Here is a 19,862-nt window from a genome sequence, read left to right on the forward strand (position 1 = left end):
TAACGCTATTTTAGGTTCGGAATTCAACTAATTGGCTTACTTGAAGCTGCCTTAACCTAAGGCATTAAAAATAAAGAATATGGCAAACACTTATGATTTTGGTCTAGTGGGACTTGGTGTAATGGGGCGTAATTTCATTTTGAACGTTGCTGATAATGGCTTCACGGCCTTTGGTAATGATTTAGATACAGAAAAAGTGAACGCACTTATCGAAGAAGGTGGTGATGCCAATCGGGTGAATGCTTCCACAGATGCGACCACTTTTGTGAATGCTTTGAGCACTCCGCGTAAAATCATGTTGCTGGTTCCTGCCGGAAAAATCGTTGATGCCGTGATTGAAGGCCTGCTCCCCCATTTGGATGAGGGGGACATCATCATTGATGGCGGAAATTCATTTTTTACGGATACAGACCGACGCGAAGCCTATTTAAAGGATAAAGGAATCAATTTCTTCGGAGCTGGAGTATCGGGAGGTGCCAAAGGAGCTCGTAAAGGACCGAGTATTATGCCAGGAGGCTCCAGAGAAGCCTATCAACATGTAAAACCCATTTTCGAAGCGGTTGCTGCTAAATACAAGGGTGAGCCTTGCGTGGCATATTTAGGTCCAAAATCGGCCGGAAACTACGTGAAAATGGTTCACAACGGCATTGAATATGGATTGATGCAATTGACATCCGAAATCTATGATCTTTTGAAAAAAGCGGGGGGATTGACCAACGAAGAGCTTCATGAAACGTATGGCGAATGGAATTCTGGTCGTTTACAATCCTTTTTAGTAGAAATCACTTCCGATATCCTTGCCCAAAAAGACGATTTGGATGATGGACATCTCGTGGATAAAATTTTGGACAAGGCAAAACAAAAAGGAACCGGAAAATGGACCTCTCAAAATGCCATGGATTTAGGGATTCCAGTACCGACTATTGATATTGCGGTTAGTATGCGAGAAATTTCTGCCTTAAAGGACGAACGCGTGCAAGCGGATGAGCTATACGACCGACCAAAACCTGAATCCGTTGTAAAAGATTCGTTGGTAAGCAAAGCGGAACAGGCGCTTTATTTTTCGTTCATCATTACCTATGCACAGGGGATGCATCAGCTAGCCGATGCTTCCAAAGAATATGGATATGAGCTGGAATTGGGAGAAATAGCCAAAATCTGGCGAGCAGGCTGTATTATTCGCGCTGCATTGTTAGCGGATATCACCGAAGCTTTTAATGCGGACAGTTCATTACAAAATTTGCTGCTCTCCCCTTCTTTTGTGGAAAAAGTAAAAGAAACTGTAGACTCAGCAAGAGAATTGGTAGCCTACGGCGCAACCAACGGTATTCCCCTACCCGGACTCTCCAATGCGCTTACCTATTTTGATGCATACACCAGTAGTCGATTACCCTTAAACCTGATACAGGCCCAAAGGGATTATTTTGGTTCACATACTTACGAGCGATTGGATCGCGAAGGTATTTTTCATACGGAGTGGGAGGATTAAAATGAAATGACTCAAGGTCAATCCAACATAGCAAATCAAATTGACCATCTGTTTCGACATGAGCATGGAAAACTGATTGCCGTATTGACCAAAACGTTCGGCACCTCAAATATCGATTTGGCTGAAGATGTGGTACAGGAAGCCATGGTTGAAGCCCTCAACAAATGGAAAAACAAGGGAATTCCGGACAATCCTGTGGGTTGGATTTACAAAGTAGCCAAATACAAGGCCGTCAACATTCTCAACAAGGAAAAATACAAACGGGCATACGTTTCTGAGGTGGCGCACCACCTGCAATCGGAATGGACTCGGGAACCTGCTCTAAAACACATTTTTACGGATAAAGAAATCGCAGATGACCAATTGCGCATGATTTTTACCTGCTGTCATCCAGTGCTCTCATCGGATTCACAAGTCGCGCTAACCTTAAAGACTTTATGCGGTTTCAATATCCCCGAAATTGCCAAAGCATTCTTGACCACGGAAAGTAATATTAATAAACGCTTGGTCCGAGCACGTAAAACCATTAAGGAAGCCAACATACCTTTTGAGGTACCCATAGGAAGTCAATTAGAACCAAGATTGTCTAGTGTTCTTGAGACCATTTACCTTTTATTCAACGAAGGATATAATTCCACTTCCGAAGACTACCCGATTCGTTATGAGCTTTGTGAAGAAGCCATACGTCTTACCGAGATTATCGTTCAAAATCCGTCCGTAAACTCATCTAACGCTCACGCTTTACTAGCTTTGATGCTGTTTAATACTGCTAGATTCAGTTCAAGATTGGATGAATTAAACAATACTATCAGCCTCGAATATCAAGATCGTAACAAATGGAATCAAGAAATGATCAAAAAGGGATTGACCCATCTAGCTTTTACTACGGAACAAAAAGAAGTTTCCATCTATCATCTGTTGGCTACAATTTCTGCACAGCATTGCACCGCGCCCACATATCAAACTACTGACTGGGAGGGAATTCTTTCCTTATATGACATTCTAATTGAAATTGATGATTCCCCAATTATTCAGCTGAACAGGGTAATTGTACTTTCTAAAATTTTGGGTCCCAAAACCGCATTGCAACAACTGCACACTATAAAAGGCCATCCTTCTCTAACTACATATTTACCCTATTACACTTCGAGCGCGGAACTGTATCACTTGGACAATCAACCTCAAAAAGCCATTGAATTCTTAAAAGAGGGATTGAAACTTCCCATTGGAGAACATCGTAAATCCCTTATTTACAACAAGATAAAAGAATACTCCAAAAATATTTGATATTTTTCAGCTTTCCATGTCCTTTTTTGTTCCCTTTAATTGACTATGGGGTATAAAACGATTTTAATACATAAAACATTGATTATGCAAGAATTTATGATTTTCATTAAAACCAAAGGAGATCACCTAGAAAGTCTTTCCCCCGAACAACAACAGGCCCATGTGCAGAAAATTGGAAAATACATTGGTGGGTTAATGGAATCTTCAAAATTAAAAGGCGCTCAGCCCTTAGAGATGAATGGAGCCATTATTCATGGAAACAAAGGTGTTTTTAAGGATGGCCCGTTCAATGAATCCAAAGAAGTTATCGTGGGTTACTTTCATATTATAGCGGAAAACCTGGAAGAGGCGATTACCATTGCCAAGGCCAACCCAATGTTTGACGATGCTGAAGGCAGTATTGAGGTGCGCCCTATAAAACAAATGGAAGGAATCAATTAAAAAAAAACTATGGACAATACTAATTTTGAATATAACGGTAAATGTGCCTTTGCTTTGAGTTTAGGTAAAGAAGCGCCTCAAACCAATGGAAAACATACCCTGACAAAAAACGGGAAAACTTATACTTTTTTGAACCCAGTGGCCAAATTTTTGTTTAAACTATTCCCAAATAGTGAACAAAAGGCTGACGCCACATGGAATAAAAGCTAATTACGATGAAAAGAAAAACAATAAAAATAATAGGAATCACTCTTGCTGTACTTCTCGGTTTGATATTCACCTTTGCCAAGATAAAAAGAATCTCCCCACTTTCATGGGGGCATAAAGAGGTGAATCAACCCCTATTTTCAGATACCGCAATCAATGGATACGACCCGGTAGCTTACATTGTATCTGACAAAGCAATGGAGGGAAATGAAGAATACTCATATCACTGGAAAAATGCAACCTGGCTTTTTGCTTCAGAAGAAAACCAGAAGCTATTTATGGAAAGTCCAGACAAATACACTCCGGAGTATGGTGGTTATTGCGCCTTCGCTGTCAGCAAGGGATTTACCGCAAACAGCAGTCCAAATGCCTTTGATATCATCGATGGAAAACTCTATCTTTTTGATAGTGAAGAGGTAAAACAGGAGTGGAAATCTGATTTGCAAGAAAATTTAAAAAAAGGCAAAGCTAACTGGGAATAATACCAAGGTAGAACACTCAATTTAATGCTAAAGCGGTCTGAATAATAAATTAGATCGCTTTTTTTTTGGCATTGCCATTTCATGTCAAAACCCTATTCTCGTTGGAGCTACTGTACCCCAATTTACTCGCAACTAACGCTTTAATTTCAAACTTATAGACAAAAATTTGGTGGTTTGGGAATTTTATTTACATTTGCAGTGTTCTAGTCATCTAATACACTATAAATGTTGACCATTAAACATTTGAACTTTAATTATCCCAAAAGTAGATTCGTGCTGAAATCCATCGATATGGATTTGGCAGCTGGAAACATCTATGGTCTTTTTGGTAAAAATGGAGAAGGTAAAAGCACCTTGCTGAAAATAATGACCGGATTGCTCTTTCCTAAAGCCGGAAGCTGCATAATGAATGGTTATGAAACCGGGAAAAGAAATGTACAGTCACTGCAACATATTTTTTTGGTACCTGAGGATTTTGAATTACCAGGAATACCCATTCGGACATTTGAAAAAGTCCAATCCAGTTTTTATCCTAATTTTTCCACCGCACAGTTTTATGAACTTATAGCGGAGTTTCAGCTCTCCCCTACCGACGTTATTTCAAGATTGTCCTTCGGACAAAAGAAAAAAGTGCTCATAGCCTTTGGAATTGCCGCAAACACCAAATTGCTATTGATGGACGAGCCAACCAATGGCTTGGACATTCCATCCAAAAGTCAGTTTAGAAAGGTCATGGCCTCAGTGGTCGACGAAAATAAGTGCATTGTTATTTCAACCCATCAAGTGCGTGATTTGCATAGCCTTATTAACCACGTCATGATTCTGGACAATGGAAATGTGGCTTTTAATCAACCCTTGGACAAAGTGGCTGATGGTCTGTGGTTTGGAAAACCATCCACTAATGAACTTTCCAATGTTATTTATTCGGAATCCACTTTCGGAGGAAAAGCTATTTTACCTCGATTGGACAAAAATGAAACTGAAGTCGACCTGGAATTGATGTTCAACGGAGTTTTGACCGAACCAGATAAAATTAACGCAATCTTAAACCAAAAGTCATGACGAATGAATTTAGCTTATCAAGAATAGGGCAATTTATTCGTCGTGATGTTGCCGTACTCAAAGGAACATTTGTAACAGGCCTGCTTGTGGGTATCGTGTTGCTTTTTCTGTTCTGTATTTTCAACATGATACGGGACAAAGAGCTCGCATTGGAAGAATTTTTCGGAATATTTGGGCTGATTTACGTTCCTCTGGGCATTTTATTCACTTTTTCCATATTTAAGGAATTCAATAACTCAAAGGCAAATCAACTTTACTTATCGCTTCCCGTTTCAATTTCGGAAAGATTGGCCGCTAAATGGTTAACATCTACGGTAATCTATACCCTGGTTTTCTCGGTATTGGCAGTAATTAGTGGAACCTTTGCCATCATATTTGGCACAGTATTTCTTGATGCAAACTTCAATTTGATATCGCTTTTTTCAGAACATTATTGGGATGTCATACGGGTATACTTTTTGGTTCAACCTGTTTTCCTAGTGGGGGCCATTTCGTTTTCAAAAAACAGGATTGGAAAAACGTTACTGACCTTAGGAGTTTTGGTGCTGGGATTTGTGCTTTTCAATTTTTTGCTTTTTGGAATTTTCAATCATAACTATGGGGCATTTTCTGGTGATTCATTGACTTCTACTGCCTTTGACAGAACAGCAGCCGATTTTTCAATAGTAGGAAGATGGTTTTATGGTTTGATCCTAGGTCCGTTGATGCTTGCGGTGGCCTATTTTAAAATGACGGAAAAGGAGGTGTAGGATGGACTTTGATAACAGCAAACCTATTTATTTACAAATTGTGGACTTTTTCTATGAAAACATCCTCACCAAACGTTGGACAGAGGAAGAACGCATTCCATCTGTAAGAGAAGTTGCCATGATGGTAGAGGTAAACCCAAATACAGCCATACGGGCCTTTAATCATTTGCAGGACCTTGGAGTGATCTATAATAAAAGAGGTATTGGATACTTTGTGGCAAGCGATGGTTATACCAAGGTAAGAGATATAAAACGTAAGGAATTTATGGAACAGATGCTTCCAGATGTGTTTAAAAAATTAAACCTTTTAGATATTTCCTTCGATGAATTAAAGAACGAATACAACCAACATAAAAATGAAAAAAAGTAATCTAATCTTGTTAGGGGCATTGGGTGCAGCCCTCTTTTTTTCGCTGGTCTTTCAATTGTCCGTGCATAGTAATGTGAAAAAGGAAAAGGCCAATGAAGTACCAGTTGAGGCCTTAACCGAATCACGGGCCGTCCCTCACTTCGAAGGTATTGCAATCAAAAACAGAATCAAGGTTACCTTTAGTCAAAGTGAAGACACCCAAGTGGTTGTGGAGGCCCCCAATTACATTATTGATTCCATAAGTACTGCGGTGGTCGACAAAAAATTGATCATTGAATCATTTAAAAAATTAAGAAAAAAAGACAGCATTACTATTCAAATAAACCATCCAACGTTAAAGATATTGGAGTTAAACGACGATTCCCATTTTGAAACAAATGGACAAATCTCCGGGGAACATCTAAACCTCATATTTAAGGATAAGAGTTCAGGAAACCTGAATTTATCCTACGACTTTGTAACGTATATCAATAACACCGAAGGTAAAGTCAATCTACAAGGAGAAATCAAAAAAATTGATCTTAACTCAAATAAAGAACAATAATCAGAAAACGAGTATTGGGCAGTTTATTCATCAATCATTAACAATCAATCAATCAATCAAAAAACGAACAATCATGAAATCAAACAGCATCTCCTATGCCGACGACAAAGTAAAACGACCTCCAAAATTCAGGTTATTACTGATGCGCGCTCTTTACCTGTTGACATTTATTGGGCTGGCTTATGAAGCCTGGGAATACCTTTTGTTTCCAGATGAACCAATAGATTATATTACTGGAGTGACCTTCAGTTTTTGGGCTACATATGCCACTTTAATGGGATTGGGCATCCGATACCCCATAAAGATGTTGCCTTTAATTTTTCTCCAATTGGCCTATAAGGCCACATGGGCATTAATAGTGTATCCACCAATGAAAGCAGCCGGCAACATCACTCCTAATGCAGAATCCTTTTATTGGATATGCATTACCGCGGTTATCATTGACATTGTTGTAATACCATGGGGGTATGTTTTCAATAACTACATCAGAACCTTTTTTGGCAGCAATGCCCTTAGATCCAATAATTAATCAAAAAACGAACAATCATGGAAACAAATCAAAAAACCGGAAGAATCATTGGCTTTTTATTGCTTTTGATCATGCTTTCGGGAATCCCGTCAGTCATGTTTAGAGGACTGTCAACTTCGATGGTCAATTCACCAAACTTTTTAAATCAGATTTTCGAAAATGCAATGGAAATGCGAGTTTCAGTTCTCTTGGATGTGTTTGCCAGCTCATTGTGGGTTGTCGCTGCAACCCTACTTTTTCCATTGATAAAAAAATTCAATCATAGATTGGCTATGGCTTTTTTTGGAATCTGGATGGTCTATTTTGCAATAATCATCCATAGCAACATAAGCCATTTGTCCCTACTATCGCTAAGTCAGGAGTTTGTGACAGCAGGTGTCACGGATACAACATATTTCGCCACTGCTGGATTGTTGAAGATTGAAGATTACTTTTGGGCGCATTTTTTCGCCATAATGTTTTATGCTTCGGCCGCTTTTATGTTTTATTACTTTCTATTTAGAACCAAACTGGTTCCAAGGTTCCTATCAATTTGGGGCATGGTCGCCATATCTATAGTTTTTGTGGCCTGTTGGTTAAACATCTTTGATTTAAATGTCAGCTTTCATTTTTTTAGTCAAAATGGGCTTCACATGATCGTTTTAATGGGCTGGCTCATTGCCAAAGGATTCTCCCCAAGCCATAATCTTACCAAATAAACCTTACAAATCATCATCAATCATCATTTAAAAACAAATAGTCATGATTTCTAACTCAAACATCGCAACAGTTGCGCCTTCAAAGAAACGTTGGCCGACCTCTATTTTGAATTTTTCAGTGCAATTTTGGTTTATTATTGCGGTATTGGGCCAATGGATTTTTGCATTTTATGTCGCTGCATTTTATGGTGGAGCAGCTATGGACGGTGATTTTATGCGATGGAATCGTGTACTGCCACATGGTTATGTAGAAGGAGAAACCATGGGGAACCTCGCTGTCGCCATCCATCTGCTATTTGCCGTAATCGTAATGGTCGGAGGGCCAATCCAGTTCATTCCCCAGTTACGAAAAGTTGCACCAAAATTTCATAGATGGAATGGAAGGTTTTACCTCAGCGCTGCAGTATTAATTAGCCTAAGCGGAATTTATATGGTCATCTCCAAAGGAACCATTTCTGGATTAATCGGTGATATCAGTGTCAGCTTAAATGGGGTATTAATTTTGCTTTTTGCGTATTTGGCTTTAAAAAATGCAGTGAAAAGAAAGTTTGACGTCCACAGAAAATGGGCACTTCGGTTATTTCTGGTTATGGGCGGCGTTTGGTTTTTTAGGGTGGGTCTTATGTTTTGGTTGTTTATCAATAAAGGTCCAGTAGGTTTTGATCCTGAAACTTTCCGAGGTCCTTTCCTGGTCTTTTTGGGATTTGGCCAATACTTGATTCCGCTCGCAATTGTTGAACTCTATTTTATGGCCCAACGCAAAAAACAAGTGGCGCCAAAAGTACTTACTGCCATGACTTTATTGCTTTTTACAGTTATCACCGCATTAGGAACTTTTGCCGCCACCATGGGTATGTGGCTACCAAGGATAAGTTGAGCCCAAACCTTTATTTGCTCAAATACATTTTTCTACGGGAGTACAAGTTATAGAATTCATCATCTTTTAGACTGTCGATGAACAATATGCTTTCTCCCGTACTTTTCATTTCCGGGCCAAGGTTTTTGTTGACGTTTGGAAACTTATTGAATGAGAAAACGGGTTGTTTTATGGCATACCCATCTAAATGCGGTTTAAAATCAAAATCCTTGACTTTCTTTTCACCCAACATCACTTTGGTCGCGTAGTTCACATAAGGTTCTCCATATGCTTTGGCTATGAATGGAACTGTTCTAGATGCTCTTGGATTGGCTTCAATAATGTAAACCGTATCATCTTTAATGGCAAACTGTATGTTGATCAAGCCAACGGTATTCAAAGCCAAGGCAATTTTTCGAGTGTGATCTTTGATTTGCTGCATTACAAATTCACCCAAATTGAAAGGAGGTAAAGTTGCATTGGAATCTCCTGAATGAATCCCACAGGGTTCAATGTGCTCCATAATTCCAATAATATACACATCTTCACCGTCGCAAATGGCATCAGCCTCAGCTTCGATGGCACCATCCAAATAGTGATCTAACAGCAACTTATTGTTCGGAATGCTTCGCAGCAAATCAACCACATGGGCTTCCAATTCCTCTTTATTGATTACAATTTTCATTCCCTGACCTCCCAATACATAGGATGGTCTCACCAATAGTGGAAAGTTAAGCTCGTCAGAAAGTGCCAAAGCTTCGTCTGCAGTCTCAGCAACACCGAATCTTGGATATGGAATATTGTTTTCCTTTAAAAGTCTGGAAAAACTTCCTCTATCTTCCGCTAAATCGAGAGATTCAAAACTTGTTCCTATAATATTGATACCATATTTGTCCAATTTTTCAGCAAGCTTCAAAGCCGTCTGCCCACCTAACTGCACAATGACCCCTTCAGGCTTTTCATGACGGATAATGTCATAAATATGCTCCCAAAAGACCGGTTCGAAATATAGTTTGTCCGCAGTGTCAAAATCGGTGGATACGGTTTCTGGGTTACAATTGATCATGATAGTCTCATAATCGCACTCTGCGGCTGCCAAAACACCATGAACGCAGCAATAATCAAACTCTATACCCTGTCCTATTCGGTTCGGACCTGAGCCCAATACCACAATCTTTCTTTTATCTGTGACTTCGCTATCATTGGCCACAAAACGCTTTCCGTCTGCGGTTTCAATTTCTTCTTCGAAGGTAGAATAGTAATAAGGGGTCATCGCCTTAAATTCCGCTGCACAGGTATCTACCAGCTTGTAGACTCTATTGATTCCTAGTTCGGTACGCTTGGTATGCACTTCACTTTCATAACAGTCCAACATATGCGCAATCTGCCTATCAGCAAATCCTTTTTGTTTCGCTTCCAGTAGGAGTGCCTTTGATAGGTTTTCAACCGTATATTTTGAAATTTCCTGTTCTAAATGGTGCAGTTCTTCGTATTGCTTTAAGAACCACATATCAATTTTAGTGATATCGTGAATGGTAGATAATGGAATTCCCAACTGAATGGCATCATATAGTACAAACACCCGGTCCCAGCTAGGAACTTTTAGTTTTTGGACTATGGTATCGTAATCTTTATATCCTTTTCCATCAGCTCCCAAGCCATTTCTTTTGATTTCCAGGGATTGTGTTGCCTTGTGCAGGGCCTCTTGAAAAGAACGCCCAATTCCCATGACCTCACCAACCGATTTCATTTGAAGCCCCAATGTTCTATCAGAACCTTCGAACTTATCAAAGTTCCACCGTGGGATTTTCACAATCACATAATCCAACGTTGGTTCAAACAAGGCTGAAGTGGATTTGGTGATTTGATTATCCAATTCATCCAAGGTATAACCAATGGCCAATTTGGCAGCAATTTTGGCAATTGGATATCCAGTTGCTTTGGATGCCAATGCAGATGATCTTGAAACCCTCGGATTTATTTCAATAGCAATAATATCTTCTTCTTCATCCGGGCTAACGGCAAACTGTACGTTACATCCGCCAGCAAAATCCCCGATACTGCGCATCATATGTATAGCCATATCCCGCATGCGTTGGAATGTGCGGTCTGAAAGCGTCATAGCCGGAGCCACAGTGATGGAATCACCGGTATGGATTCCCATAGGGTCCATATTTTCGATGGTACAGATGATGACGACATTGTCATTTTTATCACGAAGCAGCTCCAATTCGTATTCCTTCCACCCCATCAAAGCTTTGTCTATCATCACCTCATGTATCGGAGAAACTTCCAATCCATGACTCAACTGATCATCAAAATCATCCGGGTCATACACTATGGATGCTCCTGCCCCGCCTAAGGTAAAAGATGCCCGAATCACCAATGGAAAACCAAACTCCTGGGCGATTTCCTTTCCTTTTAGGAAAGAGGTCGCCGAAGCTTGTGGCGGCATACCCACACCAATCTTCAACATCAGTTCTCTAAACTTCTCCCTATCTTCGGTAATGTTAATGGCATCGATGTCCACACCTATGATTTCAACACCGAAATCTTCCCAAATACCTTTTTCATCTGCTTCGATACATAAATTCAAAGCGGTCTGTCCTCCCATTGTAGGTAAAACAGCATCAATATTGGGGTGATTTTTTAAAATCTCAATGATTGATTTAGTGGTCAGCGGTTTTAAGTACACATGATCCGCCATTTTAGGGTCGGTCATGATCGTTGCCGGGTTACTGTTTATCAATATGGTTTCTATACCATCTTCGCGCAGGGAGCGAAGCGCTTGGGAACCAGAATAATCAAACTCACATGCCTGACCAATGATGATGGGGCCAGAACCAATAATCAAAATCGATTTAAGATCTTTTCTTTTTGGCATTCTATAATAGGGTTACTCGTTTACAAATTTTTCAAAATTAGGTCAAAAAAAAGGTGCTAGACTTGAAAAAGTAGCACCTTTATTAAAAAGTTATTTACAGTCATTATTTCTTATGACGCGGTTCTGATGAAACAGATAATTTTTTTCTTCCCTTGGCCCTTCTTCTGGCAAGAACTTTTCTACCATTGGCAGTCGCCATGCGCTCTCTAAAACCATGCTTGTTTCTTCTCTTCCTCTTGGATGGCTGATACGTTCTTTTCATTTCGGAACTCTTTTAATGGATTTTGTTGATGATAGATAAATCTACCCGAAAAATTCTGGGCGCAAATATACGAAGAGTTTTTACTTTGGCAAATGCAAAAAGAAAATATTTAAAATTGTTTTTAGTACTTTTGCCTCTTCTTAAAACTGACTCAAAATCTCAATAAAATATGTTCCATAAAAATATAAAATTAGTCATTGCTGCCCTTATCGTTGGTTACTCAGGGTATCAGTTTGTAGAAGGATATATTGGTAATGGAATAGCCCTGATTTTTTTATCATTGGTGTTTATTTTCCTGTATTTCCGAAATGAATTGATCCTATTGGCCTTCTTGCGAATGCGAAAGCAGGATATGGAAGGTACCCAAAAGTGGTTAGGCAGGATTAAGAATCCAGAAGCTGCATTGATCAAGAAACAACAAGGGTATTACAACTACCTTCATGGAATCATCTATTCGCAAAAAAACTTAACGCAGGCGGAAAAATACTTCAAGAAAGCCCTTAAACTTGGTTTGACCATGGATTACGATGTGGCCATGGCCAAATTAAGCCTTGCAGGCATCGCAATGCAAAAAAGAAGAAAGCGCGAAGCCACTACCCTATTGCAGGAAGCCAAAAAGTTGGACAAAAACAACATGCTTACCGAGCAAATCAAGATGATGCAGCAACAGATGAAGAAAATCTAGTTGTAAACCCAAATTCAGAATACCAAGAAGCTGTTGTTGGCATTTGGGGTTTAGTCCCATTATCTTGGGCATGTTCCTTCAATTAAGAGGGTGGATGCATCAATTTACGCTTGAATCTTACATGGATTTTCCCGAACTTCACTTATCTGTTCTGAACTTGTTTCAGTATAGCCGGATATAAATCATTAAAAACGGGTTCATATCCTTTTAGTTGGCAATAATTTCAATTTAAGGACAGTCTACCATTCTTATAAATAAAATTGAAACAGAAAAAGTATACTAATGAATTCCATAATTGATACACATAAATTAAGCTAGAATATTTTCGAAAGCACATGACTGTAGATGTATATGATTTTTTCAAAAAACATCCCAAATTCAATAAACATATTGGAAATGACTTTCTTTTGGTAGAATATAAATGCCCGCTCAACGTTGAAGAATTTCAACTGTGGACAAAATCTCACTTGATCACCTATGTTATTAGCGGACGTAAAGATTGGATAACCCCTAAACAAACCTATTGTCTTACTGCAGGAGATACACTATTTGTTAAAAAAGGGGTGTATTCTACAAAGCAATATCTTGAAGACGAATATTGCGTAATGCTCTTTTTTATGAATGATGAGTTCATCAGAAACTTCACCTTGCAGAATCATATACAATCTAGAGCTTCTGAAGATGAAGCGACAAAAGATGGCATATTTAAAATTAAGACTAACGATTCGTTCCAGATTTTAATGCAGAGTATTTTACAATATTTGACAACGAATGAATCTATTCCGCCTGAACTTGTGGAGCTTAAATTCAAAGAGTTGATTTACAATATCACCCTAAATAAAAACAATAGCACATTCAAAAATTTATTGTTTGAGATCTCAAATCAAAGCAAAGCTAATATTGAACAAGTCATGAATAGTAACTTTCAATATGATCTTCCCATTGATGCTTTTGCTAAACTATCGGGTCGAAGTCTTTCAAGTTTCAAGAGAGATTTCAAAAAGTGCTTTGGAACTACACCATCAAAATGGCTCATTAATAGACGACTTTCTTACGGCAAGATGTTACTAACCAGCACTCAAATGAATATAAATGAAGTTTGCCATGATAGTGGATTTAAGAATACCTCCCATTTTATTAAAGCTTTTAAAAAAAAATACCAATTACCTCCAAATCAGTTTAGGAAACTAAACGTCAGTCCATAGTAATTCATATTATACTTTTGAGCTTTAGAGAACATTTTTAGAACGTTTCGGCATACTGATAGCCACATATTTAATTGAATTTTGTGTCATTATTAATTCAACTAAATATTATGAAAACGCTATTAATGTTCATTTACTCTATCTTTTGTTACCTCATAGGTTTTACTTCTTTACTGTTTTGGATTTTATCGATAAGTCATCTAATTCCAGAAATATCAATCGATAGAAACCCTGAAGTACCATTTTATTATGCGCTTTTAAAAAATATTGCACTTGTTTTGCTCTTTGCCGTACCTCACAGTGTAATGGCCAGAAAATCATTTAAAAATTGGATTACTAAAGTAATACCTAGACCCATAGAAAGAAGTACCTACGTGCTGCAAGCTGGTATTTTACTCTTTGTTCTTATATGGAACTGGGAACCCATTGGTGGTAACATATGGACTATTGAAGAAGGAAGTATTCTATTTTATACCATGTACGTTTTATTTTTTTTAGGTTGGGTAATTTTATTTGTAAGTACTTTTCTAATCAATCATTTTGATTTATTTGGTCTACGGCAAACCTATTTGGAGCTATTAAATAAACCATATACTGAATTAGAATTTAAAGTGGTTTCATTTTATAAATATACAAGGCATCCGTTGTACTTAGGTGGAATTATGGGACTATGGTTTACACCAGTGATGTCAGCAACACATTTAGTATTCGCTGTTCTTTTGACTGTGTATTTCTTTATTGGAGCTCTGTATGAAGAAAAAGATTTAAAGGAAAATTTTAAATCTAAATATTCAGCATATATGAAGGAAACACCTATGATGATACCTTTTACAAAAAGAAAAGCTGATTGATTAAAAAACTATTGTCAACAATGCCTCCTATAGTAAATAGGGCATCAAACCTTATATTTAAGAGCTTGGTCGTGCTTGCGAAGTCCGCCAAATCTTTTGGATTTGGTAATAAAAAATAAAAATAATTACAAAACAAAAAGCTCCGGCTCGCAGACCAGAAGAAAACGAAAAGTTTCCTTTCCTGCCCGAGTTGCCATAACCTAACCAATAAGTGGAATTAGAAAATCTATTGTCCAGCGCCCGTCATCCGATAATACCCCTTATTCGGAATCTCCACCACATATTTTTTTCGTGAACTATTGTTCAAATGCGGTTCGCGCAACCAAGGGTTGTGTCTTTTTAGAATCTTATAGTTGATTTCGTAGAGTTTGGCAAAGTCTGCCCAACTGGTGACGGCGGAATCCACTTCAACGGAGAAAGTAGGCACTGCATTGTAGAAATCGTCTTTTTCAACATTAAAACCGTATTTATCGGGATTGGAGACAATCTCTTTTATTGCCATAATCCGAAATACATACCGTCCAGTTTCTTCACCCAGCAATAGATCATAATAATCATCGGCCTTTTGAATGTTCATGTATTTTCTAATGCCAGCAGGTCCGGCATTGTAAGCAGCAGCTGTCATTGTCCAGCTTCCAAATCGGTCTTTCCACTTTTTTAGGTAATCACAGGCCACCTGTGTTGCTTTCTCCACATGGTAACGCTCATCTACATTTGAATTTATTTCCAGCCCATATTCTTTTCCGGTTGTTTTCATGATCTGCCAAAACCCTCTGGCACCGGCCGGTGAAACCACATTCTGTAATCCACTTTCAGCAACAGCCAAATATTTAAAATCATCTGGGACTCCATTTTTGGCCAAAATAGGCTCGATAATGGGAAAATATTTGTTGGCCCGTTTCATCAACAACAGCGCATTGGATTGCCAATAGGTGTTTACCAAGAATTCGCGATCTACACGTTCCATGATTTCGGGGTCATTAAATGGAACGGATTCACCCGCAAAATTCAAGTCTTGCGGAATTTCTATTGCACTGATTTGATAGCCGTTGGAAACATTCTTGTCCTTTTCATCCGCCATCGGTTTTTCCGATTGCTCAACTGCATCGGATTGAACCGCAAAAATCAAGCTTCCCATAACCGCTATCAATCCTATTCCCGCCAAAATGTTTTTTATATGTTTCATGTCTATTCTTCTTTTTCTCACGTAAAAATATACTATATACAACTGTCTTCACCTAAAATAATTGCAGGTAAACGTTCATTGAACCATTTTGCACGGTGAATAATCATTGTATGTGTGCCATTTTTGACTGATATACAGTCTTTTATGTTCATTATAGGAAATACTGCATCTTTTTCTCCATGGATGTGAATCAGGTTTTCTTGAGGATTGGTTTGTTTCCAGTTTACAATTTTGTCCAAAGACCAATCAATATAATATTTATCCCTTACAGAAAGGTATTTTTCATAGAGCTCCAATCTTTTGGTTACTGTTTCCCCAAAAGCATATTTGGCCAAAAGTTCTACATTGTTCACCAGGCCAGTTGGCAATAGCTTATGTGCCTTGGTATATTTTGCAAAAAGCATGCGCTTGGGCAGCTCAGAACCGTGTTTTACACTGGAAACAATGATTACCTTAGAAGTTCTCATATGTTTGGCCATCTCCTGAACCAACATTCCACCAAAGGACACCCCGAGAAGAACAGGGTTTTCGTGGTCAATCCTTGAACACATTTTTTTTGCGTAGGCGGATAGGGACATACCCTTGTCGGGGACGAACCATTCAAGTCTATGAATTTCGAAACGGTCCGGGGATAATTTAATCCCATCAAAAATAGACGAATTGGCAGCCATTCCTGGCATTAAGTAAATATGGGTTTTATTGTCCGGCATTTCTGACCTAATATCGATTTGGCTAGGAAATTAGCAATTTTTTAAGTAATTTTGTGTCCCTTTTTTGTCAAGCCCCAGAATGTATAAGGAAGGAAATCCAAAATTACCACTTTGGTAGTTACACCATGTCAAATAAAAACAAAACTATATGACAGAAATGAAAATCAATGACAATAGTTTCTTACGTCAATATGAAACTAAGGTCAATGGGCATTTAGCCAAGATTGAATACTCTTCACAGGAGCGAAAAGTATTTTTGACCAAATTGGTTATCCCCGAAGAAATTACCGAAGAGGGCTTTAAAGAAACTTTTATCAAAGCCGTTTTGCACGACATTCAAGACAAAAACCTCCGAGTTGTACCTACCAGTCCCCACATTGCAGGTTTTCTAAGAAAAAACAGACAGTACAAAGAGATGCTTCCTGTTGGGATCCGCATCTAATTTATATTTAAGGTGTAAGTTTCAAAAACCTCTCTTCGAGAGGTTTTTTTATGCAAATGCTTTTTCTGGCACAAATTCAAAACGCACCAAGCCATCTTCGTCGATTTCAGTTAATTTGACTTGATGGAGCGTATTTACCAATTCAGGGTTCCAGGGTGCTTTTACTTTTACGTAGTTTTCGGTAAATCCGTGTATGTATCCAGATTTATTCTCTCCTTCAAATAAAACAGTTCTTGTACTTCCCAATTGACTCTCGTAAAATGCCCTTCTTTTTTTGACCGACAATCCCCTTAGCATTTTACTTCGCTTACTTCGAACATTTTTTGGCACTGGATTTTCCATGGATGCCGCCAAAGTGTTGTCTCTTTCTGAATAGGTAAATACATGCAAGTAGGATATATCCAGTTCGTTAAGGAAATGATAGGTTTCCAAAAAGTGCTCGTCGGTCTCTCTTGGAAAACCAACGATAACATCCACTCCAATACAGGCGTGGGGCATCACTTCTTTGATTCGCTTTACTCTATCGACATATAGATTGGACAGGTATCTGCGGCGCATCTTCTTTAAAATCTCGTCGCTTCCACTTTGTAATGGAATATGAAAGTGGGGCACAAAAGAATTGCTTTTAGCTACAAAATCTATGGTCTCGTTTTTCAGCAGGTTCGGTTCAATCGAAGAAATACGAAGTCTATGGATGCCCTCTACCTTATCCAAGGCTTTTACCAATTCAAAAAAAGTATGTTCGTGTTTTTTATTGCCAAACTCTCCTTTACCGTAATCCCCAATATTGACACCGGTCAATACAATTTCTTTAATGTCCTTTGAGGCTATTTCTGCTGCATTGTGCAATACATTCTCCAAGGTATCACTTCGTGAGATGCCTCGAGCAAGTGGAATTGTGCAATAGGTACATTTGTAATCACATCCATCCTGGACCTTCAAAAAGGCGCGGGTACGGTCTCCGATAGCATAACTTCCCACGTAAAAATCAGCATCTTCAATTTCACACGAATGCACTTCCCCCCTATCATTTTTAGTCAAATCGTTTAGGTAGTCGGTGATTTTGAACTTCTCTGTTGCCCCCAGCACCAAATCCACACCATCAACGGCTGCCAATTCCTCAGGTTTTAGTTGGGCATAACAGCCCACAGCGGCCACAAATGCTTCGGAATTGCTTTTTTGTGCTTGTTTTACAATGGTCTTAAAGCGCTTATCTGCATTTTCTGTTACGGAGCAGGTATTGATTACGTAAACATCTGCCTTTTCAGAAAAGTCAACACGCTCAAAATCCTCTTTTTCAAAACTTCTTGCAATAGTAGAGGTTTCGGAAAAGTTGAGCTTGCAGCCCAATGTATAAAAAGCGACTTTTTTGTTCATCGACCTATCTCCCTTTTTTGGGGCTGCAAAGATAATGATTTGTTGGAAGTTAGTATAGTGGGTTGAAGGGCGAAGGGTTTCAAATACTTTTCTGTGCACAAATTACTAAATTAGCCTGATGTAGAACTTGTCCCAATTATTTTTGGTTACAATGCTGACAGAGTTCATTTTAAACATAGGCTTACCATCAACTAATCAATATTGATGAAAAAAAACATTTTTATCCTTATACTTATTCTAAAAGCAACCATTATTTCCTCTCAAACCCCAAAAAAATCAGAATCTGTTTTAGTCAACGGAAAAAAAATCTACTATGAGCGATATGGAAAAGGAGATCCTTTATTGTTTCTTCATGGATACAGCCTGTCCTCGAAATCGTGGAAATCCTATGTATCAGATTTTGACAAAGACTATGAAGTCTATTTAATTGATTTAACTGGTCATGGGAAGTCAGAAGCTTTCAGAGAAGACTTGTCCATAAAGGGCGTTGCAGAAGATCTCCATGCCTTAATTCAGTATTTAAACCTTGATAGAATTAAAACCGTTGGGTTTAGCTTTGGTGGAGATGTTCTTTATCAGCTTGCATTGTTAAATCCTAATCTCATTGAATCGATGATAACCATTGGCGCAGTGGGAACCTGGGATATCAATGATTTTCCACAATATCAAAAAGGATATACCTATGAAAACAAGGATAATTTTCCGTGGTTAAAGGCCTCGCATGAAACTGATAATCATATCAAAGCGTTGATGGACCAGTTCAAAAATTATACGGTATATCTTAGCAATGAAGAACTTCAAAAAATCAGCCCTGAAGTATTGGTGATGATGGGCGATGATGATGAAGGAATGGATTTTGACGAGGTTGCAAGAGTAAAAAAACACCTTCCCAAATCCGATATTTGGATTCTACCCAATGTTTCTCATGGTGCACATCAAAATGAAAATAAAGAAGCGTTTGTTCTAAAGGCCAAAACATTCCTTACCAAAAACGAAAAGGCTGGTAATTAATAAAATCACAAAAGCTTGCCTTCGGGGAGCCATCAAACTAAAGCAATGTATAATGCCCATGAATGCACAACCACTTACCCCCTTCTTTCACAAAAATTCGAGTGGATTTACCTCTTGACTTAAATGGCACACCATTGGTGACACCTTCGTCCCGCCAATAATAGGTTATCCAGGCAACATTACCCTTTACCGTTATTAAGGGTTCATCCATTTCGGTATGGATTCCTGTGGAATTTTCAATCCAATCAGACACTCCTTTGACCTCCGCTTTCTTTCCAACCCTAAGTACGGGGTCTGTCTCCCCAAATTGCGTAAAGTCTGGATGCACATAACCCGCGTAGCGCTCAACATCTCCTTGCTCAATGGCATCCCACATATAAACCAAAGTGGTTTTTATGATGAGCTTTTCTTGCTCAATGGTCAGCGGTGTCTCTTCTGTTTTCTTTTTATCGGGCGCACAACCCACAAAACCAAAATAAAGTAACAAAAGTGCTATGAAGTGTCTCATTATAAAACCTGGATTTTCTGTTTGGCC

The 19,862-nt window shown here is 38.6% G+C and carries 22 protein-coding genes; 16 read left to right on the plus strand and 6 right to left on the minus strand.

Annotation, left to right across the window (positions count from 1 at the left end; translation table 11 throughout):
* Nucleotides 1-79: 79 nt before the first annotated feature.
* The 11 genes from gndA to ACULLG_RS13515 all read left to right on the plus strand — a co-directional run bounded on the left by gndA (nt 80) and on the right by ACULLG_RS13515 (nt 8,735).
* Nucleotides 80-1,489 carry an NADP-dependent phosphogluconate dehydrogenase gene (gndA, locus tag ACULLG_RS13465; protein ID WP_452127317.1) on the plus strand — a complete coding sequence of 470 codons (1,410 nt, stop codon included), beginning with the start codon at nt 80-82 and terminating at the stop codon, nt 1,487-1,489.
* Between the two features lie 6 nt (nt 1,490-1,495).
* Nucleotides 1,496-2,776 carry an RNA polymerase sigma factor gene (locus tag ACULLG_RS13470; RefSeq protein ID WP_452127318.1) on the plus strand — a complete coding sequence of 427 codons (1,281 nt, stop codon included), beginning with the start codon at nt 1,496-1,498 and terminating at the stop codon, nt 2,774-2,776.
* 84 nt (nt 2,777-2,860) lie between these two features.
* On the plus strand, nt 2,861-3,217 hold the full coding sequence (locus tag ACULLG_RS13475) for a YciI family protein (RefSeq protein ID WP_452127319.1): 357 nt from the start codon (nt 2,861-2,863) through the stop codon (nt 3,215-3,217).
* A 215-nt stretch (nt 3,218-3,432) separates the two neighbouring features.
* Nucleotides 3,433-3,906: a YHS domain-containing (seleno)protein gene (locus tag ACULLG_RS13480; RefSeq protein ID WP_452127320.1), complete on the plus strand. Its 474-nt coding sequence runs from the start codon at nt 3,433-3,435 to the stop codon at nt 3,904-3,906.
* 225 nt (nt 3,907-4,131) lie between these two features.
* Nucleotides 4,132-4,968, plus strand: coding sequence for an ABC transporter ATP-binding protein (locus ACULLG_RS13485; RefSeq protein ID WP_452127321.1), 837 nt, complete (start codon nt 4,132-4,134; stop codon nt 4,966-4,968).
* On the plus strand, nt 4,965-5,717 hold the full coding sequence (locus ACULLG_RS13490) for a hypothetical protein (RefSeq protein ID WP_452127322.1): 753 nt from the start codon (nt 4,965-4,967) through the stop codon (nt 5,715-5,717). Before ACULLG_RS13485 ends, ACULLG_RS13490 begins: the two co-directional genes overlap by 4 nt.
* Before the next feature lies 1 nt (nt 5,718).
* On the plus strand, nt 5,719-6,087 hold the full coding sequence (locus ACULLG_RS13495) for a GntR family transcriptional regulator (RefSeq protein WP_452127323.1): 369 nt from the start codon (nt 5,719-5,721) through the stop codon (nt 6,085-6,087).
* The gene (locus ACULLG_RS13500; RefSeq protein ID WP_452127324.1) at nt 6,074-6,631 is read left to right on the plus strand and encodes a GIN domain-containing protein; all 558 of its coding nucleotides are present in this window, start codon (nt 6,074-6,076) and stop codon (nt 6,629-6,631) included. The genes ACULLG_RS13495 and ACULLG_RS13500 overlap by 14 nt, the downstream gene beginning before the upstream one ends.
* 73 nt (nt 6,632-6,704) lie before the next feature.
* Nucleotides 6,705-7,160, plus strand: a complete 456-nt coding sequence (locus tag ACULLG_RS13505; protein ID WP_452127325.1) for a hypothetical protein — start codon at nt 6,705-6,707, stop codon at nt 7,158-7,160.
* Nucleotides 7,161-7,177: 17 nt separating this feature from the next.
* Entirely contained in the window at nt 7,178-7,858 is a 681-nt protein-coding gene (locus tag ACULLG_RS13510; RefSeq protein ID WP_452127326.1) for a DUF4386 domain-containing protein, read from the plus strand.
* Between the two features lie 43 nt (nt 7,859-7,901).
* Nucleotides 7,902-8,735, plus strand: a complete 834-nt coding sequence (locus tag ACULLG_RS13515) for a DUF2306 domain-containing protein (protein WP_452127327.1) — start codon at nt 7,902-7,904, stop codon at nt 8,733-8,735.
* Between the two features lie 10 nt (nt 8,736-8,745).
* On the opposite strand, the gene carB is transcribed toward ACULLG_RS13515, so the two are convergent.
* Both carB and rpmH read right to left on the minus strand, forming a co-directional pair.
* Nucleotides 8,746-11,598 carry a carbamoyl-phosphate synthase large subunit gene (gene carB / locus ACULLG_RS13520; protein ID WP_452127328.1) on the minus strand — a complete coding sequence of 951 codons (2,853 nt, stop codon included), beginning with the start codon at nt 11,596-11,598 and terminating at the stop codon, nt 8,746-8,748.
* Between the two features lie 103 nt (nt 11,599-11,701).
* Nucleotides 11,702-11,860 (minus strand): 50S ribosomal protein L34, encoded by a 159-nt coding sequence (gene rpmH / locus ACULLG_RS13525; RefSeq protein ID WP_084598129.1) that lies wholly within the window; start codon nt 11,858-11,860, stop codon nt 11,702-11,704.
* 169 nt (nt 11,861-12,029) lie between these two features.
* On the opposite strand from rpmH, the gene ACULLG_RS13530 reads away from it, so the two are divergent.
* From ACULLG_RS13530 to ACULLG_RS13540, 3 genes are all read left to right on the plus strand, one after another.
* Entirely contained in the window at nt 12,030-12,545 is a 516-nt protein-coding gene (locus ACULLG_RS13530) for a DUF2892 domain-containing protein (RefSeq protein WP_452127329.1), read from the plus strand.
* Nucleotides 12,546-12,880: 335 nt separating this feature from the next.
* Nucleotides 12,881-13,750, plus strand: a complete 870-nt coding sequence (locus tag ACULLG_RS13535; protein WP_452127330.1) for a helix-turn-helix domain-containing protein — start codon at nt 12,881-12,883, stop codon at nt 13,748-13,750.
* A 110-nt stretch (nt 13,751-13,860) separates the two neighbouring features.
* Nucleotides 13,861-14,601 (plus strand): methyltransferase family protein, encoded by a 741-nt coding sequence (locus ACULLG_RS13540; protein ID WP_452127331.1) that lies wholly within the window; start codon nt 13,861-13,863, stop codon nt 14,599-14,601.
* A gap of 226 nt (nt 14,602-14,827) precedes the next feature.
* On the opposite strand, the gene ACULLG_RS13545 is transcribed toward ACULLG_RS13540, so the two are convergent.
* Nucleotides 14,828-15,787 carry a lytic transglycosylase domain-containing protein gene (locus ACULLG_RS13545; RefSeq protein WP_452127332.1) on the minus strand — a complete coding sequence of 320 codons (960 nt, stop codon included), beginning with the start codon at nt 15,785-15,787 and terminating at the stop codon, nt 14,828-14,830.
* A 32-nt stretch (nt 15,788-15,819) separates the two neighbouring features.
* Nucleotides 15,820-16,497, minus strand: coding sequence for an alpha/beta hydrolase (locus ACULLG_RS13550; protein ID WP_452127333.1), 678 nt, complete (start codon nt 16,495-16,497; stop codon nt 15,820-15,822).
* 148 nt (nt 16,498-16,645) lie between these two features.
* Here ACULLG_RS13550 and ACULLG_RS13555 point away from each other — a divergent pair, with 148 nt between their 5' ends.
* Nucleotides 16,646-16,939 carry a GNAT family N-acetyltransferase gene (locus ACULLG_RS13555; RefSeq protein WP_420322920.1) on the plus strand — a complete coding sequence of 98 codons (294 nt, stop codon included), beginning with the start codon at nt 16,646-16,648 and terminating at the stop codon, nt 16,937-16,939.
* 48 nt (nt 16,940-16,987) lie between these two features.
* On the opposite strand, the gene mtaB is transcribed toward ACULLG_RS13555, so the two are convergent.
* Nucleotides 16,988-18,316 (minus strand): tRNA (N(6)-L-threonylcarbamoyladenosine(37)-C(2))-methylthiotransferase MtaB, encoded by a 1,329-nt coding sequence (gene mtaB / locus ACULLG_RS13560; RefSeq protein WP_452127334.1) that lies wholly within the window; start codon nt 18,314-18,316, stop codon nt 16,988-16,990.
* A 204-nt stretch (nt 18,317-18,520) separates the two neighbouring features.
* On the opposite strand from mtaB, the gene ACULLG_RS13565 reads away from it, so the two are divergent.
* Entirely contained in the window at nt 18,521-19,327 is an 807-nt protein-coding gene (locus ACULLG_RS13565) for an alpha/beta fold hydrolase (protein WP_452127335.1), read from the plus strand.
* Between the two features lie 37 nt (nt 19,328-19,364).
* On the opposite strand, the gene ACULLG_RS13570 is transcribed toward ACULLG_RS13565, so the two are convergent.
* Entirely contained in the window at nt 19,365-19,835 is a 471-nt protein-coding gene (locus ACULLG_RS13570) for a YybH family protein (RefSeq protein WP_452127336.1), read from the minus strand.
* Nucleotides 19,836-19,862 lie beyond the last annotated feature (27 nt).

This window comes from Flagellimonas sp. 2504JD1-5 (genome assembly GCF_053618295.1).

Excerpts from the sequence above, each read along its gene's own strand:
- gndA (WP_452127317.1), top strand. The coding sequence starts at position 80 with ATGGCAAACACTTATGATTTTGGTCTAGTGGGACTTGGTGTAATGGGG.
- ACULLG_RS13470 (WP_452127318.1), top strand. The coding sequence starts at position 1,496 with ATGACTCAAGGTCAATCCAACATAGCAAATCAAATTGACCATCTGTTT.
- ACULLG_RS13475 (WP_452127319.1), top strand. The coding sequence starts at position 2,861 with ATGCAAGAATTTATGATTTTCATTAAAACCAAAGGAGATCACCTAGAA.
- ACULLG_RS13480 (WP_452127320.1), top strand. The coding sequence starts at position 3,433 with ATGAAAAGAAAAACAATAAAAATAATAGGAATCACTCTTGCTGTACTT.
- ACULLG_RS13485 (WP_452127321.1), top strand. The coding sequence starts at position 4,132 with ATGTTGACCATTAAACATTTGAACTTTAATTATCCCAAAAGTAGATTC.
- ACULLG_RS13490 (WP_452127322.1), top strand. The coding sequence starts at position 4,965 with ATGACGAATGAATTTAGCTTATCAAGAATAGGGCAATTTATTCGTCGT.
- ACULLG_RS13495 (WP_452127323.1), top strand. The coding sequence starts at position 5,719 with ATGGACTTTGATAACAGCAAACCTATTTATTTACAAATTGTGGACTTT.
- ACULLG_RS13500 (WP_452127324.1), top strand. The coding sequence starts at position 6,074 with ATGAAAAAAAGTAATCTAATCTTGTTAGGGGCATTGGGTGCAGCCCTC.
- ACULLG_RS13505 (WP_452127325.1), top strand. The coding sequence starts at position 6,705 with ATGAAATCAAACAGCATCTCCTATGCCGACGACAAAGTAAAACGACCT.
- ACULLG_RS13510 (WP_452127326.1), top strand. The coding sequence starts at position 7,178 with ATGGAAACAAATCAAAAAACCGGAAGAATCATTGGCTTTTTATTGCTT.
- ACULLG_RS13515 (WP_452127327.1), top strand. The coding sequence starts at position 7,902 with ATGATTTCTAACTCAAACATCGCAACAGTTGCGCCTTCAAAGAAACGT.
- carB (WP_452127328.1), bottom strand. The coding sequence starts at position 11,598 with ATGCCAAAAAGAAAAGATCTTAAATCGATTTTGATTATTGGTTCTGGC.
- rpmH (WP_084598129.1), bottom strand. The coding sequence starts at position 11,860 with ATGAAAAGAACGTATCAGCCATCCAAGAGGAAGAGAAGAAACAAGCAT.
- ACULLG_RS13530 (WP_452127329.1), top strand. The coding sequence starts at position 12,030 with ATGTTCCATAAAAATATAAAATTAGTCATTGCTGCCCTTATCGTTGGT.
- ACULLG_RS13535 (WP_452127330.1), top strand. The coding sequence starts at position 12,881 with ATGACTGTAGATGTATATGATTTTTTCAAAAAACATCCCAAATTCAAT.
- ACULLG_RS13540 (WP_452127331.1), top strand. The coding sequence starts at position 13,861 with ATGAAAACGCTATTAATGTTCATTTACTCTATCTTTTGTTACCTCATA.
- ACULLG_RS13545 (WP_452127332.1), bottom strand. The coding sequence starts at position 15,787 with ATGAAACATATAAAAAACATTTTGGCGGGAATAGGATTGATAGCGGTT.
- ACULLG_RS13550 (WP_452127333.1), bottom strand. The coding sequence starts at position 16,497 with ATGCCGGACAATAAAACCCATATTTACTTAATGCCAGGAATGGCTGCC.
- ACULLG_RS13555 (WP_420322920.1), top strand. The coding sequence starts at position 16,646 with ATGACAGAAATGAAAATCAATGACAATAGTTTCTTACGTCAATATGAA.
- mtaB (WP_452127334.1), bottom strand. The coding sequence starts at position 18,316 with ATGAACAAAAAAGTCGCTTTTTATACATTGGGCTGCAAGCTCAACTTT.
- ACULLG_RS13565 (WP_452127335.1), top strand. The coding sequence starts at position 18,521 with ATGAAAAAAAACATTTTTATCCTTATACTTATTCTAAAAGCAACCATT.
- ACULLG_RS13570 (WP_452127336.1), bottom strand. The coding sequence starts at position 19,835 with ATGAGACACTTCATAGCACTTTTGTTACTTTATTTTGGTTTTGTGGGT.